Source organism: Desulforhabdus amnigena, assembly GCF_027925305.1.
Classification (GTDB): domain Bacteria; phylum Desulfobacterota; class Syntrophobacteria; order Syntrophobacterales; family Syntrophobacteraceae; genus Desulforhabdus; species Desulforhabdus amnigena.
This window is the reverse complement of sequence record NZ_BSDR01000001.1, coordinates 1,058,765-1,075,137: the sequence shown is the minus strand read 5'-3', so window position 1 is coordinate 1,075,137 and position 16,373 is coordinate 1,058,765. Positions and strand designations below refer to the sequence as shown.

The 16,373-nt window shown below is 51.5% G+C and carries 14 protein-coding genes; 9 read left to right on the top strand and 5 right to left on the bottom strand.

Annotation, left to right across the window (positions count from 1 at the left end; all coding sequences use genetic code 11):
• Positions 1–10 precede the first annotated feature (10 nt).
• Positions 11–343: a hypothetical protein gene (locus QMG16_RS04725; protein ID WP_281792552.1), complete on the top strand. Its 333-nt coding sequence runs from the start codon at positions 11–13 to the stop codon at positions 341–343.
• Positions 344–421: 78 nt separating this feature from the next.
• On the opposite strand, the gene aroC is transcribed toward QMG16_RS04725, so the two are convergent.
• Positions 422–1,474 (bottom strand): chorismate synthase, encoded by a 1,053-nt coding sequence (gene aroC / locus QMG16_RS04720; RefSeq protein WP_281792550.1) that lies wholly within the window; start codon positions 1,472–1,474, stop codon positions 422–424.
• A 168-nt stretch (positions 1,475–1,642) separates the two neighbouring features.
• On the opposite strand from aroC, the gene clpS reads away from it, so the two are divergent.
• The 8 genes from clpS (at position 1,643) to QMG16_RS04680 (ending at position 11,612) form a co-directional block, all read left to right on the top strand.
• Positions 1,643–1,957 (top strand): ATP-dependent Clp protease adapter ClpS, encoded by a 315-nt coding sequence (clpS, locus tag QMG16_RS04715; protein WP_281792548.1) that lies wholly within the window; start codon positions 1,643–1,645, stop codon positions 1,955–1,957.
• Positions 1,958–4,300: an ATP-dependent Clp protease ATP-binding subunit ClpA gene (gene clpA, locus QMG16_RS04710; RefSeq protein ID WP_281792547.1), complete on the top strand. Its 2,343-nt coding sequence runs from the start codon at positions 1,958–1,960 to the stop codon at positions 4,298–4,300.
• Positions 4,301–4,317: 17 nt separating this feature from the next.
• A complete protein-coding gene (gene aat / locus QMG16_RS04705) occupies positions 4,318–5,010 on the top strand; it encodes a leucyl/phenylalanyl-tRNA--protein transferase (RefSeq protein ID WP_281792546.1) in 693 nt (230 codons plus the stop codon).
• Positions 5,011–5,199: 189 nt separating this feature from the next.
• Positions 5,200–6,534 carry a cyclic 2,3-diphosphoglycerate synthase gene (locus tag QMG16_RS04700; RefSeq protein WP_281792545.1) on the top strand — a complete coding sequence of 445 codons (1,335 nt, stop codon included), beginning with the start codon at positions 5,200–5,202 and terminating at the stop codon, positions 6,532–6,534.
• 105 nt (positions 6,535–6,639) lie between these two features.
• Complete coding sequence (locus QMG16_RS04695; RefSeq protein ID WP_281792543.1) at positions 6,640–7,542, top strand: NAD(P)-dependent oxidoreductase; 903 nt, start codon at positions 6,640–6,642, stop codon at positions 7,540–7,542.
• Positions 7,543–7,792: 250 nt separating this feature from the next.
• A complete protein-coding gene (gene arcC / locus QMG16_RS04690; RefSeq protein WP_281792541.1) occupies positions 7,793–8,746 on the top strand; it encodes a carbamate kinase in 954 nt (317 codons plus the stop codon).
• 137 nt (positions 8,747–8,883) lie between these two features.
• Positions 8,884–10,467 carry a hybrid sensor histidine kinase/response regulator gene (locus QMG16_RS04685; protein WP_281792539.1) on the top strand — a complete coding sequence of 528 codons (1,584 nt, stop codon included), beginning with the start codon at positions 8,884–8,886 and terminating at the stop codon, positions 10,465–10,467.
• 29 nt (positions 10,468–10,496) lie between these two features.
• On the top strand, positions 10,497–11,612 hold the full coding sequence (locus QMG16_RS04680) for an HD domain-containing phosphohydrolase (RefSeq protein ID WP_281792537.1): 1,116 nt from the start codon (positions 10,497–10,499) through the stop codon (positions 11,610–11,612).
• Positions 11,613–11,657: 45 nt separating this feature from the next.
• Here the strand turns inward: QMG16_RS04680 and QMG16_RS04675 are convergent, their stop codons facing one another.
• The 4 genes from QMG16_RS04675 to QMG16_RS04660 form a co-directional block, all read right to left on the bottom strand.
• Positions 11,658–12,374 carry a DUF4410 domain-containing protein gene (locus tag QMG16_RS04675; RefSeq protein ID WP_281792535.1) on the bottom strand — a complete coding sequence of 239 codons (717 nt, stop codon included), beginning with the start codon at positions 12,372–12,374 and terminating at the stop codon, positions 11,658–11,660.
• 20 nt (positions 12,375–12,394) lie between these two features.
• Entirely contained in the window at positions 12,395–13,435 is a 1,041-nt protein-coding gene (locus QMG16_RS04670; RefSeq protein WP_281792533.1) for a DUF2950 domain-containing protein, read from the bottom strand.
• Between the two features lie 92 nt (positions 13,436–13,527).
• Positions 13,528–14,736, bottom strand: a complete 1,209-nt coding sequence (locus QMG16_RS04665) for a DUF3300 domain-containing protein (RefSeq protein ID WP_281792531.1) — start codon at positions 14,734–14,736, stop codon at positions 13,528–13,530.
• Between the two features lie 217 nt (positions 14,737–14,953).
• Positions 14,954–16,372, bottom strand: coding sequence for an efflux transporter outer membrane subunit (locus tag QMG16_RS04660; RefSeq protein ID WP_281792529.1), 1,419 nt, complete (start codon positions 16,370–16,372; stop codon positions 14,954–14,956).
• Between the last annotated feature and the right edge of the window lies 1 nt (position 16,373).

Genomic DNA, 16,373 nt, shown 5'->3' with positions numbered 1-16,373 from the left:
ATCGCCGGTCATGAAACAGTATGTATTCGATCAACTGCGTGAATCCGATCATGATCTTATAAATGAGTTTCTGTACAAGAATGCGGATAAAACCATGATGAGTGAAATCTTTTGGGTGAACCTCCCTGAAGATCTTTACACTCCTGTTCAGAAGGAACACTCGAAGTGTCATCCATTCTATTTTGCAGTCAACCTGTCGAAAAACAGTGTTGCGTTTGAGTTTCTCATCCGCAGCCGCCAGATTCTGCGTTGCAATTGCATTGCTTACGCCACCCCGGCGCAGCGGGATTACATAATGGAATTTGGCGATAGGATGCTGGAGGATCTGAAAATCAAACTTTAGACGAGTGGATGATGATTCCACAGTAAGCGAATCGGCAGACCTTTCGCTCTTTACTTGCAAAAGGTCTGCCGGGGTTTGTCAGAAATTTCGTGGAAACGGGTGCATCATGAAGTCCGCCAACGTGAGGAGTACCATTGCCTCGCAGACTGGAATGATGCGGGGTATGGCCGAAACGTCGTGTCTTCCTTTGATTTGAATGGTGGCAGGGTTGCCGTCCTTATCCACGGTTTGTTGTGTTTTCGAAATGGAAGGTATGGGTTTCACCGCTACTCTCAAAACAATGTCCAAACCCGTTGAAATTCCGCCCAGAATGCCTCCTGCATGATTGCTGGCGTAGCCTTTGGGAGTGACCGGATCGTTGTTCTGGCTTCCTAGCAGGTCGGCAGCCGCAAAACCCTCCCCGATTTCGACTCCCTTAACGGCGCCGATGGACATGAGCGCCATTGCCAGGCGCGCGTCCAATTTATCAAAGACGGGTTCGCCCAGTCCTGGAGGGCAGCCTTTGGCGCAGACTTCCACGATCCCACCGGCGGAATCCCCCGCAGTCCGAATTTCCTTGAGCCGCTCCTCCATGGCAATGGCGCATTGGGCATCGGGGCAGTAGAGGGGATTTTCGTCAATATCTTCCCAGCGAAAATTCCGGCAATGGATGCCGGCAAGAGCAAGAGTGTAGGCTTTTACCCAAATCCCGTATCGTTGCAGGAATTTTCTGGCCACGGCTCCAGCAGCCACGCGTGCAGCCGTTTCCCTGGCTGAACTGCGGCCCCCGCCTCGCCAGTCCCTGATGCCGAATTTTTGTTCATAGGTCCGGTCTGCATGCCCCGGACGGTAAAGACGCGCCAAATCGCTGTAGTCTTTGCTTCGAATGTCCCGGTTGAAAATAACAAGGCTGAGAGGGGTACCTGTAGTGGTTCCCTCGAAAATTCCGGAGAGAATCTCCACTTTATCGGGTTCCCGGCGTGGAGAGGTCAATTGCTTTCCGGGTCTCCTCCGTTCAAGGTCCTTCTGAATATCCTCGGGGGATAGGGGAATGCCGGGGGGGCACCCATCGATGGTGACTCCCAAAGCCGGCCCGTGGGATTCTCCCCAGGTGGTGATGCGGAAGAGATGACCGAAACTGTTGCCTGCCATGAATATCTCCTCTGTCCCAAAAGGGCGGGATGAATGTGTTTTGTCGATAATCGTAAAAGGCGCCTTGCTTGACACTTCAGTGGAAAAAGTTATTCTTTATTATTGAGAAAAGGTCAAGACGCAGATCGAAAGATTACGCGAAAGCTTCAGGATGAGGGAGGAAACGGGATGAGTGAGCATCATCCGGATTTTGGGGAAGAATTAGAGAGCGGCATTGAAGAGGAACTCGACGAACCTCCCATGTACAAGGTTTTACTTCATAACGATGACTATACTACGATGGAATTCGTAGTGGAAATTCTTGAAAAGGTTTTTCACAAGTCTCCTGCGGAGGCAACCCGGATTATGTTGCTGGTTCATAAGAACGGCACCGGAGTGTGTGGTGTTTTTACGGCGGAAATCGCCGAGACAAAAGTGGAATTGGTTCACCATCTGGCCAGGAAAAACGGATTCCCATTACAATGCAGCATGGAAGAGGCATAAATGATCAATAGAGAACTTGAACTTACATTTGCCGCGGCCATCAAGGAAGCGAAGGATCGGCGCCATGAATTCCTGTCTCTGGAGCATATTCTCTATGCCATTCTCCACGATGTGACGGGAAGACGGATACTCTATCACTGTGGCGCGGATGTGGACAAATTGAAGGCACAGTTGGAAAAGTTTTTTGCCGAACGTGTCGAAATTCTTCCGGAGGGCAAGGAGCAGGATCCCATACAAACCATGGGTGTACAGCGAGTGCTTCAACGGGCTATCATGCATGTTCATGGAGCGGAAAAGAAGGAAGTGGACGCCGGCGATATCCTTGCCGCGATGTTTTATGAAGAAAATTCTCATGCGGTTTACTTCCTGAAATCCCAGGGCGTCTCGCGCCTGGATGTGCTGAGTTATATCTCTCATGGCATTTCCAAAATACATGAACCGGAGGAAGAGGAATTTACCGAAAGGTTTTCATCCGCTGCGCCTGACTCCGGCAATCCCCAGGAACGGCGGAAGCCCGGAGCTCTTGAGAGCTTCACCGTAAATCTCATTCAAAAGGCGGCTGAGGGACAAATCGATCCGTTGATCGGGCGGGAGGATGAAATCCTTCGCACATTGCAGGTTCTGGGACGGCGGACCAAGAACAATCCCATTTTTGTGGGAGATCCCGGAGTGGGCAAGACCGCCATTGCCGAAGGTCTGGCTCTTAGAATTCAGCAACGACAGGTACCCGAGGCCTTTTACAATGTCGAGATTTTTGCCCTGGATATGGGAGCACTTTTAGCAGGCACCAAATTCCGTGGCGATTTTGAAGCTCGCCTCAAGGGGGTCATTCAGGAAATCAAGAAAAAGCCCGGGGCTATCCTCTTTATCGATGAGATTCACACGGTAGTCGGAGCTGGAGCTACAAGCGGCGGGTCCATGGATGCGTCCAACATTCTCAAGCCCGTTTTGGCGGTGGGAGGATTTCGCTGCATCGGTTCCACGACGTATGAAGAATACAAGAACCATTTTGAAAAAGACCGTGCATTGAGCCGCCGTTTTCAAAAGATTGAAATTCGCGAGCCGTCGGTGAACGAAACATATCAAATTCTTCAAGGGCTCAAATCTTACTATGAAAAACATCATCAGGTTCGTTACACCGATGCGGCTTTGAGGGCTGCGGCCGAGCTGTCCAGTCGCCATATCAATGACCGGTATCTTCCTGACAAGGCCATCGATGTTATCGATGAAGCAGGAGCCAGCCTGCGTCTGAAAAAGGACCGGCGGGTGAGGCGTGTCGTTGGTCCTAAAGACATTGAGCAGGTAGTGGCGCGCATTGCCAAGATCCCTCCTCGAAGCGTATCGTCTTCCGATCAGTTGAGGCTTCGAAATCTCAAAGAAGAGATGAGCGGCAGCGTGTTTGGGCAGGAGGCGGCCATTGACGCTCTAACCAGGGCGATCAAGCGCTCTCGAGCCGGTTTGCGTATTCCGGAGAAGCCCATCGGATCTTTCCTTCTCATTGGTCCGACAGGTGTTGGAAAAACCGAAGTGGCGAAACAGCTGGCTCGGGTATTGGGTGTGAATTTCCTTCGCTTCGACATGAGCGAATACATGGAAAAGCATACCGTAGCCCGTCTCATCGGCGCGCCTCCGGGATATATCGGTTTTGACCAGGGAGGTCTTCTGACGGACGCTATCAGAAAGCAGCCATACACGGTTCTGCTTCTGGATGAAATTGAAAAGGCTCATCCGGATCTTTTCAGCATTTTGCTTCAGGTCATGGATCATGCGACCCTGACCGATAACAACGGGAAGAAAGCCGATTTCCGCAATGTGATCCTCTTGATGACGTCCAATGCGGGTGCGCGTGAAATGTCCAGTGCATCGATCGGATTTGGTGGGACCAGTGCCGTGGACAGTCGTGTGGGGAAGGGCATGAAAGCCATAGAAAATCTTTTCAGCCCCGAGTTCCGCAACCGGCTGGACGGGATCATCGCTTTCAATGGTCTTTCTCCTACCGTGATGGAAAAGATCGTCGAAAAGTTTATCAAAGAAATGGAAGATCAGCTCAAGGAAAAGCAGGTGCGACTGGAGCTCACTCCTGCAGCACGCGCCTGGCTGGCTGAAAAAGGATACGATCCGACCTTTGGAGCCCGCCCTCTGGCCCGTCTGATCCAGATGGAGATCAAGGATATGCTGGCTGAAGAAATCCTTTTTGGACGGCTGCAGCATGGAGGTACGGTGCGCATCGATCGGGTGGAGGGTGCGGCTTCTCCCGTTGAGGAAAACGTTTTGAGAAGTGAAAATTTGACCTTTGAGCTTTTGACGGAAAAAGAGAAACAAGGCGCTGCTGTTCCGGCTTGAAAATCGTGTGAGTGAACATGCCGGTTTTTCGTTTGAGTAAAGAGCTTATTTTCCCCCCATGTCAGTACGCGGAACCCGATGGCCTTTTGGCCATCGGGGGGGATCTTTCTGAAGAGCGTCTCCTCCTTGCCTACCGGTTGGGAATTTTTCCCTGGTATTCCCAGGATACTCCCATCTTGTGGTGGGCTCCCGATCCTCGTCTCGTCCTCTTTCCCCATGAATTGAGAATTGCCAAAAGCCTGAAGCGTGTGATCAAGAAAGGTTCTTTTCAAGTGACCATCGACAGAGCCTTCCTCGATGTCATTACGCGTTGTGCTTACGTGCGTGAGTGCAAAGGAGAGGAGACCTGGATTTTGCCTGAAATGATCCAGGCCTACTTTCAGCTTCATAAGCGCGGGTATGCCCATTCTGTGGAAACCTGGCATGATGGAAGACTGGTGGGAGGGTTGTATGGTGTCGTAATCGGGAGGGTCTTTTTCGGGGAATCCATGTTTACCGAAATGACGGATGCTTCCAAGGTGGCGTTTGTACACCTGGTGCAGCTGCTGCAAGCCTGGAAATTTGAATTGATTGATTGCCAGGTTACGACAGCACATCTTCAGAGTTTTGGCGCGCGGGAGATTCCCAGGAGAGAATTCATGATCCGTTTGTCCAGAGCCCTGGGAAAGCCAATGTTTCATATAGACTGGTCCACAGTCGATTTCTCGTGACCTTATAAGGGAGTTGGCGGATTCTAATATCCCGTTATTCACCATGGAGACACGGAGAAGATTTTGGAATTCTTATGGGATTCCTCCATCAAGAGCCATTCCTTCCTCTCTGTAATCTTCTCATTTTTTCATAGAATCGTGAGAGCGTGCATCGCTGCAGATTTTCAACTTCAGAAAAAGGCATTCACCATGGTTGAAAAAGTCATTATCGTCGGAGCGGCCGGACGGGACTTTCACAATTTCAATGTCTACTTTAGAGGAAACCCGCGCTACAACGTCATTGCCTTTACCGCGGCTCAGATTCCCAACATCGAAGGACGCCTCTATCCTCCGGAACTGGCAGGTGATCTTTATCCCAGGGGAATTCCCATCCATCCGGAAAAAGAGATGGCGAAGCTCATAAGAGAAAACCGGGTGGATCTGGTTGCGTTTTCCTATAGCGATGTGCCGCACGTGGAGGTGATGCACAAGGCTTCCATCGCCATGGCCGAAGGCGCAGACTTTATTCTACTGGGAGCCACCTATACAATGCTCAAGGCGAAGAAACCCGTGGTCGCCGTTTGCGCTGTGAGAACCGGGTGCGGTAAATCCCAGACCACTCGTAAAGTGTGCCGGATACTTCAAGCTCATGGAAAACGGATTGTGGCGGTGCGCCATCCCATGCCTTATGGGGATCTGAGAAAACAGGTTGCTCAGCGGTTTTCTTCCTATGATGATTTCGAGCTCAATGATTGCACCATTGAAGAGAGGGAAGAGTATGAGCCTCTCATTGACATGGGGGTCGTTGTCTACGCAGGTGTGGACTATGAACAGATTCTAAGGAAAGCGGAAGAGGAAAGCGATTGCGATGTCGTTGTCTGGGATGGCGGAAACAACGATACACCTTTCTATTATCCGGATGTCCATATTGTCGTGTTTGATCCTCATCGAGCGGGCCATGAGTTGCTCTATTACCCCGGGGAAACCAACATGCTCATGGCGGATGTGGCGATCATCAACAAGGTGGATACGGCATCTGCCGGTGATGTGGAAAAAGTACGCAAAAATATAGAAAGATTCGCGCCTAAAGCTCAGATTGTAATGGCTGAATCCCCCGTGCTTGTAGAACAACCCGAGCAAATCGAAGGAAAAAATGTTTTGGTGGTGGAAGACGGGCCTACCCTCACTCATGGTGGGATGTCGTTTGGAGCTGCAACCATCGCAGCTCGAAAATTCGGGGCCGCACGGCTTGTCGACCCACACCCGTTTGCACAGGGCAGCATTCGGGAAATTCTTGCTCAATACCCTCATATTCATAATCAGCTTCCAGCTATGGGATATGGTGCAGCCCAGATGCAAGATCTTGAGGCGACGATCAATGCCGTGCCCTGTGATCTTGTCCTTTTCGCCACTCCCATCCATCTGGCAAATCTTCTCAGCATCAGGAAGCCGGCTGTTCGAGTGCGTTATGAATACAAGGATCACGGTCCACCTTTTCTTGAGGCTATCCTTCTCAAACGGATGAAGTCGCTCGGAGTACTATAACCCTGCTCATTTCCATATTTATGAAAATCGCACGATCTACCTGCTTGACGATCACTCCACTCGAATGAGAGAACGATCAACAACAGCATGTTCAAGGAGAACCAAATGAAGGAAGTACTATCGTCCGACACTCCAATCGGTTGGATTGGAACCGGAGTCATGGGACTTTCCATGTGTGGACATCTCATAGAAAAGGGATACCGGTTAACGGTTTACAGCAGGACCCGCAAAAAGGCTGAGCCACTCTTGAACAGTGGCGGCATATGGGCGGAATCCCCAAAAGAGGTGGCCGCACGCTCTTCGGTGGTGTTCACCATGGTAGGTTATCCGGAAGATGTACGCAAAGTATATTTGGGCGCGGAGGGGATCCTGGAGGGAGCTAAAACGGGAGATATCCTTGTGGATATGACCACGACGGAACCTGCATTGAGTCGTGAGATCTCTCATGCCGCGATGAAAAAAGGCGTTCAGATGCTGGATGCGCCCGTATCCGGGGGCGATGTTGGGGCACGAAATGCAACACTGTCGATCATGGTGGGGGGAGATTTGGACGCCCTGAACCATGTCCTTCCCCTTCTTGAAGTCATGGGGAAAAACATCGTTCATCAGGGGCCTGCGGGGATGGGACAACATACAAAGATGTGCAATCAGATCGTCATTGCGGGGACGATGATCGGTGTTTGTGAGAGTCTTGTCTACGGATACAAGGCGGGTTTGGACCTGGAGACAATGCTCCGGTCCATCTCGGGTGGCGCTGCCGGTTGCTGGAGTCTTGACAATCTCGCTCCCCGCATACTGAAAAGGGACTTCAATCCCGGCTTCTTTGTGGAACACTTCATCAAAGACATGGGAATTGCCTTGAAGGAAGCCGCAGCTTCAGGAATCGTGCTTCCAGGCTTGGCCCTGGTTCATCAGTTGTACCTTGCGGTCAAAGCCCAGGGGCATGGCAGGAGCGGTACTCAGGCATTGATTTTGGCCCTGGAACAGTTGAGTGGGATGAAGCGGTAGAAGAATCAGGGTCCTGCGGGTTCATGCCTCATCAGGGATCATGCAACAATTCTCATTTTGGATGCGTCTCATGATATGGGTGTTTCCGACATCCCCCTTGATCCCCCTTCAAAGGGGGATTTTATCCTAAAAATTCCCCCCTTGAGGGGGGGCAGGGGGGTGTAGGTTTTTCAAAATGAGAATTGCTGGGGATCATGGGCTGAACCTTGACAGGCTGATTTTTACCACTCTTTCATCCGGTGGATGGCAAATGCAAAAGCCGACCAAAGGCAAAGACACAAAAGAAATCTTGTTGGTAGCGCTCGGTGGCAACGCACTTATCCGTAAAGGGGAAGTGGGCACCGTAGAAGAGCAGTTTGAAAATCTGAAGTTGCCTCTGAGACAGATAGCGCGCCTTTCTCGAAGGTATCGGATTGTCATTACGCACGGAAATGGTCCTCAGGTAGGGAACCTGCTGCTTCAGCAAGAATGTTGTGATGCCGTGCCCCGACTGCCTCTTGAAATTCTCGTGGCGCAGACGCAGGGACAGATCGGTTACATGATTGAATCCACGCTCGACAATGAATTCATGAGGCTTGGCCTGGATGCCAAGCAGCGTTTCTTGACGGTACTCAGTTATGTTCTTGTCGATGAGCACGATCAAGCTTTTCAACATCCCTCGAAACCAATTGGTCCGGCCTTCACTGAGGAAATGGCGGCCAAACTTCCGTATCCCACTGTAAAGACAGCCAAGGGCTATCGACGGGTTGTGGCTTCACCGCAGCCGATTACCATTGTCGAGAAGAGGGAGATCAAAGCGTTGATCGATATGGATTTCATCGTCATTTCCTGTGGAGGAGGGGGGATTCCTGTCATAAAGGAACGGCGTGCTTTTCAAGGGATCGATGCGGTCATAGACAAGGATTTGGCAAGTGCGAAGCTTGCCTATGAAATTGGTGCCGACGTGTTTGTCATCGCCACAGACGTGGAGGGTGTGGCTCTGTCCTACGGTAAACCCGACGAACGGTTTCTCAGAACACTCGGAATCAAGGATGCATATCACCATCTGAAAAAGGGCGAATTCCCGGCAGGTTCCATGGGACCCAAAGTGGAAGCTGCAATTCAGTTTCTGCAGGGAGGAGGCAAAAGAGCGGTCATTTGCTCCATTGAAGACATTATGAGCGCAGTGGATGGGAAGGCGGGAACCGAGTTGATCCTTTCATGAGTAACGTGTTGAGAATCGATAGGTACCGAACCACGCTCTATATTGACTCGTTTTCACGAAATAAAATTTAATAAATTTAGATCAATTGCCGAACCAAGTTGAAGTAGGAACTAAACCCTCTACTCATGAGGAGAAAAATGCCACAAAATAGGAGTCCGCACCTCGAACCTTTGCATAGAGAGCCTCTTGGAAAGCGGGAGAGTGATTCCAGTTATCGAAGCCTTTTCGAGCGTGTGTGCATGGGAATTTATCGCATGAACTCGCAGGGCGATCTCACCGACGTCAACGAAGCCTTTGCGAAGATGTTCGGATATCCGAACCGGGAGTCTCTGCTGAGGCAAAATCTTTTCGAACTGGATGTGGATAGTGAGTCCCGCAGAGAGTGGCTGGCGAAGATTGAAGAGGACGGCGTCGTTTCAAACTTTGAATCTGTCTGGCGCCACTGCGATGGTCATGATGTCTGGGTTCAGGACAATGCCGTAGCGGTATGGGATGATTCCGGCGAAGTGCTCTTCTATGAAGGAATCGTCAGGGATTTGACAGAATGTAAGCGTCTTCAAAGGCAGCTTCAAGAAGCTCAGAAGGTGCAGGCGATCGCTACTTTGACGGGGGGGATTGCTCATGATTTCAACAATATTCTCTCGGCTGTTTTTGGGTATACGCAAATGGCCCTCCTGAGCATTCCGGCGGAATCTCCCCTGCGTCAGAATCTGGAGGAGGTCCTTAAGGCAGGCAATCGTGCGAAGGATCTGGTGAAACAGATCCTGACGTTCAGTCGCATGAATGAAGAGAATCCTGCTCCACTTCAAATAAGTCTCATCACCAAGGAGGTTCTCAAGTTCCTCAGATCATCTTTTCCATCCACCATCCGTATCCAGCAGGATATCCAGACCAAACCGAGCGGTTGGGATACCGTCCTTGCAAATCCCTCTCAAATACATCAGATACTGATGAACCTGTGCACCTTTGCTCTTCAGACGATAAGGGAAAAGGGTGGAACACTCGAGGTGGAGCTCAGAGATATTTCCTGCGACGAGAGCTTTTCAACTTTATATCCCGATTTGAAGCCTGGTTCCTACTTGATTCTGGCTGTGAGTCAGACGGCGCCCGATACGTCCACTGATATTACGGACGGCTTTTTTGACCCGGCCATCGCGGGTATAGAAGACTCTATTAGAAAAGGAAAGGGGCTTGCCGTCGTGTATGAGATTGTCAAAGCCCTGGGTGGAGCCTTACGCATTCAAATGGAGCCGGGAGATAGAGTCACCTTTCATATTGTCCTGCCGAGAATATTCCCTGCTGACACGATAAGAGAGAGAACAACAGGGCCGCTTCCCGCCGGAACGGAGCGAATTCTTCTGGTGGATGATGAGAAATCATTGGTGGATATAGGAAAAAAGATGCTGAGTCATCTGGGATATCAGGTGGAGGGGATGGTCAGCAGCACTGAAGCTCTGAAAGTTTTTAAAAGCCGCTCTGACGATTTTGACTTGATCATTGCCGATGTGACCATGCCGGAAATATCCGGGCTGGATTTAACCAAAGAGTGCCTGAAAGTAAGGCCCGATATTCCGGTCATATTGTGTACCGGAATGTCTGATGCGACAGTGTTTGAAAAGGCGAGGGAGGTGGGTGTCCGTGAATTTCTCAGGAAACCATTTATTTTTCGCTTATTGGCTGACACTGTTCGGAATGCTCTGGACGATCAGCCGGCCGGTTGAAAATATATTGTTCCGGGAGAAGCTTATCGATGGAAAAAATGCCCAAAATCCTCGTGGTTGATGATGAGTACCATAACCTGTTTTTGATGCATGGTTTTTTAGTGCCTCTCGGCTACGAAGTCAGTATATCGAGTGACGGGGAAGAGGCGATTGAATTTGCGAGGAAAGGTGCTTTCGACGTTATCCTGCTGGATATCAATATGCCGGAAATGGATGGATTCGAAGTCCTTGCACGTTTGAGAAGCGGAGAGGAAACAAAGTTTGTCCCCGTTGTTATGGTTACAGGGCAGGGAGAGGTGGAACATCGAGTGCGGGCTCTGGAACTTGGAGCGGATGATTTTTTGACAAAGCCGGTGGATTGGATGGAGCTCAAGGCGAGGGTCCGTTCGCTGGTCAAGGTCAAAGCCTATCACGATCATATGATGAATCATCAGCGGAAACTCGAAGAAGAAGTGAATCGACGAACTCTGGAGTTGCGCCGAGCCACGGAGAAGTTGCATGAAGCTCATAACAAACTGAAGGAAGCCTCACTCGATACCATCTACAGGCTTTCGCGCGCTGCTGAATTCCGGGACGAAGATACCGGAGGGCACATCAAGCGCATGAGCGAGTATGCCGCTGCCGTAGGGCGCAAGATGGGCTTGAATGAGAAGACCGTCGAAGGAATTCTTTATGCCGCTCCAATGCATGATGTGGGAAAGATAGGGATACCCGACCGGATTCTACTGAAACCGGGCAAACTGGATGCCGAGGAATGGGAAATAATGAAACAACACACCCTCATGGGCGCCAGAATTTTGGAAGGGGCTTCGGGAGGTTTCATCAGTCTGGCTGCGGTGATCGCTCTCACGCATCATGAAAAATGGAATGGGAAAGGATATCCAAGAGGGCTGTCGGGAACGCAAATTCCTTTGGTGGGCCGGGTTGTGGCGATTGCCGATGTTTTCGATGCCATGACATCCAAGAGACCTTACAAGGAACCTTTTCCGGTGGAAAAGGCCTTTCGCATCATTGAAGAATCACGGGGATCACATTTCGATCCGGCAGTAGTGGATGCTTTTACGGCGATCAAGGACGAAATTCTGGAGATTAAAGGGAGCAGTGATGGATACGATAACAATTCCCCTTTATTTCCAAAGTATTGAATAAGGATAAATTCATGGTGGGGTACTGTGCGCTTTGTGTCTCCACTACTGGGGTAGAAGGCCGCGTCTTTTCATGTAGCTCACGATCTCGGCGGCGATCTGACCCGCAGTATGCTTCACGTCCTTTTCCGATGCATTTTTGGACAGGACAAATTTGGCTGCGGCCACATATGGATTCATGAGGATGATCGCTCCCGGCATTTTCCCGCTCTCCGCCGTCGTGCCGAACAAGAGGAAGGGTGAATCGGGATGAGTACCCTGGTCAGTAACGGTCACCTGGACCTCCATATGCGTCTCCCCGGAGCCAAAACCGATGATTGCGCGACGGGCCCGGTTTCCCTCGTCGACTTCCAGGAACTGTCCTCGAATCAGCCATCCTTTGTCGGGCAAAGGTTGACCGGGTAAAAGACGTCGCGCAGGAAGAGATCGGTCGTTGAGTTCCCTGGTCAGGGACGATGAGAGGAGATCGACGAGTTCACGGCCTTTGGATGCCGGGTCCTGCTGACGATGCAGAAGCCCTTCTCCCCTCAGAAGCGGCCTCCTTTCCCGGCTTTCGCCTCCAAGTACCCCCTGCCGGTCGGTCACGTCGGCTGAATCGATCTCGAAGTTCTCCACCCAGATCACGTCGGGCATGACCGTTGGCTGAATAGACGTTTCTTGATTGTCGCTGGTTCCGGTAGTCGCATACGCACCGGGCCCGATCCCCCACCCGAGAAACATAATACAACCGAAGATCCCGCCAAGGACGAATCGCCGACTCATAAAACACTCCCCAATCAGATTCATTTCGTTTTCTGCAAAAGAACCTCACCGCCTTCGTCTTGGACGGGGGGTTCCAGGTACTTGGAGTCCACCTTGTGCCATGTTTTATCAGGATCGAAGATTTTTATCGCCTGTGCAACAGAGGACGTCCTTTTGCCCAAATCCTTCTCATATACCTCACCGCTATGGCTTACGATAAAGGTCATAATTCCCGATGATCCATATTGAGCTGGATAGGCAATCAGAGCGAACCCCCCGATCATCCTACCCTTAAGCACGTAGTCATATGCACCGCCGGGTGCGTTCTTCCCCTGAGCCTTCAGAATCTTGTAATAATATCCATGGTAGGGTGAAGGATTATCGCCGGATTTCTTATTTCCGTACCCTTCCCGCTTTGCATTGGCAACGAAAATTCCCATGGGACTTTGCTCTTCGCCTTCTTTGGGCTCCCAGTAAAGACCATCCCTCTTGCCTGGTTCACTCCTAAATTTCTGAGCGTATTCCAACACCTTATCTCCATTCCGGTCCTTGGATGCATATTCCCGTTGCGCATCGACATATGCCAGACAGGTCTGAATGGCGCCCCGCTCGTTTCTCCCCATGCGACGGTTCAGAACTTCTATCTTTCCTTCTTTAGTATCAAAGCGCCAACCCTTGCCTGCTTCCACAATGGGAATGGGGAAAGGCCAGGCATCATTTCCCACTTCGAGGATCGCCCTGACATCACTCTCCTTGATTATCCGGTTCTTCTCCTCGTACAGCTGAACAAAACGCAACCGTCCGTTTTTATCAGCAACCTTATCGCCCGAGAAGATGAGCTGTTTTCCATCGGGACCCAAAATGGCTGAGAGTGCATTCGTATCATCGCCTTTTGCAGCGGCCACCAGCGCTGCAGCAGCCCCTTCCGGAGAGGAGAAGGACTTTTGCGAGATTTTATGCTTTACGTCTGCCGCTATGGCATTGTTTTGCAATGCAACGGTTGTCAGGGAAACCACTATAAGAACGGCTAACCCTGAGCGATTCAGACGAGCTTTTATACGATTTTTTGTGAATAGAAGCATTGTTCAATCCTCCACAAAACAGGATATATCAAAGATGATTCACTTTGATAGCCGGCAACGGCAAACGGTGTTCTCCCAAGCCAGCTCGAGCGTTACCTGCGCAGACCTGGTCCGCCACCTCCTCTTCGGCCTCCAAAGCCTTCGAACCCGCCTGCACCGCGACCGCCGCCCAAGCCCTCATGACCGAAGGCTCCGGAAGACATCTCTCGGCTCATACGGCCACGGTCCGAATTCATTCTTGCTTCCCTGCCGTTCCCCATTCCTTCAAAAGCTTCTGGTGCCTGACGCTGCATTACGCCTTCACGCTGCCGCAAGCCTTGAAGTGTCGACTCTGCAGAGGGTCTTGTCCCAGTCGCAGGCTCCTCTCCCCTAAAATGCTGCATTCCTTCTCTCTCCTCCCGAGAAAAGCCTCTGAAATCTTGCCGACCCTCCGCTGTGCCCGGGCCTTGCTGACCGTACCTCTCACGAGTGGCTGCATCGTGATACGGAACGCCGCCCCGGTGAACAGCATCGTGCTTCCAGCTTGCGGTCTGATAATTTGCAATCGTATCCCGGTTGATGTTGATGTTTCGATTGATATTGACGTCGATATCATGATGTCCCCAGTTCCATCTGCCCCAGCCGTCATTCCATGCTGCTCCGACAGCGACACCCGCGGCAAAGCCGAATGCTCCAGCCGCAACGACCGCTCCTGCAGGATAATATGGATAGGGCGGATATGCCGGATACCACCATGAACCGTAGACAATGGCCGGATCGTAAATGGGTACGTACACAATGGTTGGGTTGGCGGGCTCAATCACGATCGCATTATCTTGAACAACAACCTTCTGTTCTTTATTGGTCTTAAGGTTTCCCTGAGCTTGAGCCTTGGTGCGCAGTTTTTGGATCGTGTCCATGACATCTGCCTGCTGAGCCAGGAAAGCGTCACCTACCTTCTGAGTCCATTCCAATTTTTCACTCATCATAGAGAGAACCTGAGGAAACGGTACCAATGCTTTCACGCTGAGGTCCCAATTCATCTTGTCCAGAGCATCATTAAGCCGCTCCCCTTTGAGGTTCTTGTTTTGCTTTACCCACCGGTCCGCCTGCACTACCTCAATGGGATAAGTCGCCGCCACCAGAACCTGAGCAAGCAGCGAATCAGGATAGAGGGCGATCGGTGCCAACATCTGGTCGAGTTCTTCCTGGCTGAATGTCGGAGCGTTATCCCGGCCCTGCCCGAAAGCTTCGGGGTGACCCGTCACGAGCGCAGCCAGGAACCCCATCACTACAAACCTGCAAATAGTCCTTACATTCATCACACATCCTCCTTCTTTGCCGAGTTTGAGGAATTGACTTATGCACGAAACAGGGGACCTGCAGAACGAAAGTTGTCAATGCGCTCCAGAATGCATCATCTCACAGGAAAGAGAAATCTTTGAACTTCTACCGTGTTCCATAGAGTTCTTCAATCACTTTGTCTGGATGCTGCCTTTCTCTTTGTGAACCGGCCAAAAAGCATCGGGCTCTCTGTATTCATGGCGTCGGAACCTCTGTCCGCATTTCCGCTCTGTCCACCCAACCACCCCCCAAGGCTTTGTAAATGTTAACATAGGCCGTTAAAAGGGATGTCCTTGTCTGTGCATAATTGAGCTCGGCGGGAAAGAGCTGCGACTCGGCGTCGAGGACGGTGAGATAGGGTGTGTAGCCGCCTTTGTACTGCATCCATGCCAAACGGGAGTATTCCTTGAGAGAGGTAACCAGTTCCTGCTGGGCTTGGAGTTGCTCGGAGAGTTTCTGACGGATCACCAAGGTATTTTCCACGTCGCTGAAGGCGTTCAGGATGGCATTCTTATAGCCCAAGAGTGCCGCCTGCTGCCCCGCTTCGGCCTGTTTGACCTGTCCTGAAATGGCTCCAGCCGTGAAAATCGGTCCTATAAAGGACCCGGTGTAATTCCACGTTCGTGCCGGTCCCTTGAAGAGATTGGACAATTCAGAACTCTGCGTGCCCAAGGCTCCTGTAAGGGAGATGCTCGGGAAATACAGTGCCTTGGCTGCACCGATCTGGGCATTGGCAGCAATCAGGTTCTGTTCCGCCTGAGCCAGGTCGGGGCGGCGTTCGAGCAATTGTGACGGCAGGCCGGTTGGAACCGTGGGCAGTGTAAGGTGCAGAATGGATTCACCCCGTGCTATGGAACTGGGGTTGCGGCCGAGGAGGATGCTCAGAGCGTTTTCCGTCTGAGCGATCTGTGATTCGATCTGGGGTATGGCTGTCGCGGCAGTCTGGTACTGGGATCGGGCCTGCTCGACGGTCATCTGGGAGACCTGACCATGGTTGAACTGCAGCTCGAAGAGCCTGACCGACTCTCCGTAAGCGGCGAGAGTGCGTTTGGCGATCTCGAGCTGCGCATCGAGGCCGCGAAGCTGGATATAGCTGTTGGCCACTGAGGCGACGAGGGAAAGGATCACTCCCTGGCGGGCCTCACGGGTGGCCAGGAGATCTGCCCGTGCAGCCTCGGAGAGCCGCCGGATGCGACCCCACAGATCAACTTCCCAGGTAGCGCCGGCAAATAGTTGGAAAGAATTTTGTGGGTTCGGCACAAGGGACGATAACGGAGTCGCACCGAGTTCGCTCACTCGTTCGCGTAAGGCGCTTCCGCTGTAGTTGACCTGCGGGAAAAGCGGCGCGCGGATCTGCTCGAGGATCCCCTCTGCCTGTTCAATATTGGCGGCGGCAATCTTGACCGTCAGATTATTTGCCAGTGCTTCGTCGATGAGGGAGTCCAGCACCGGGTCCTGAAGCGCTTTCCACCAGTCGGTATTCGTGGTATCGCGGGCGTCTTTTTCTTCATAGCGAAAAGACTGTGGAATATCGAGGTTTGGCCGCCGATAATCGGGACCGAACATGCAGCCTGCAGCTAAGACAACGGACACAAGGAGAATGAACCGCCACATA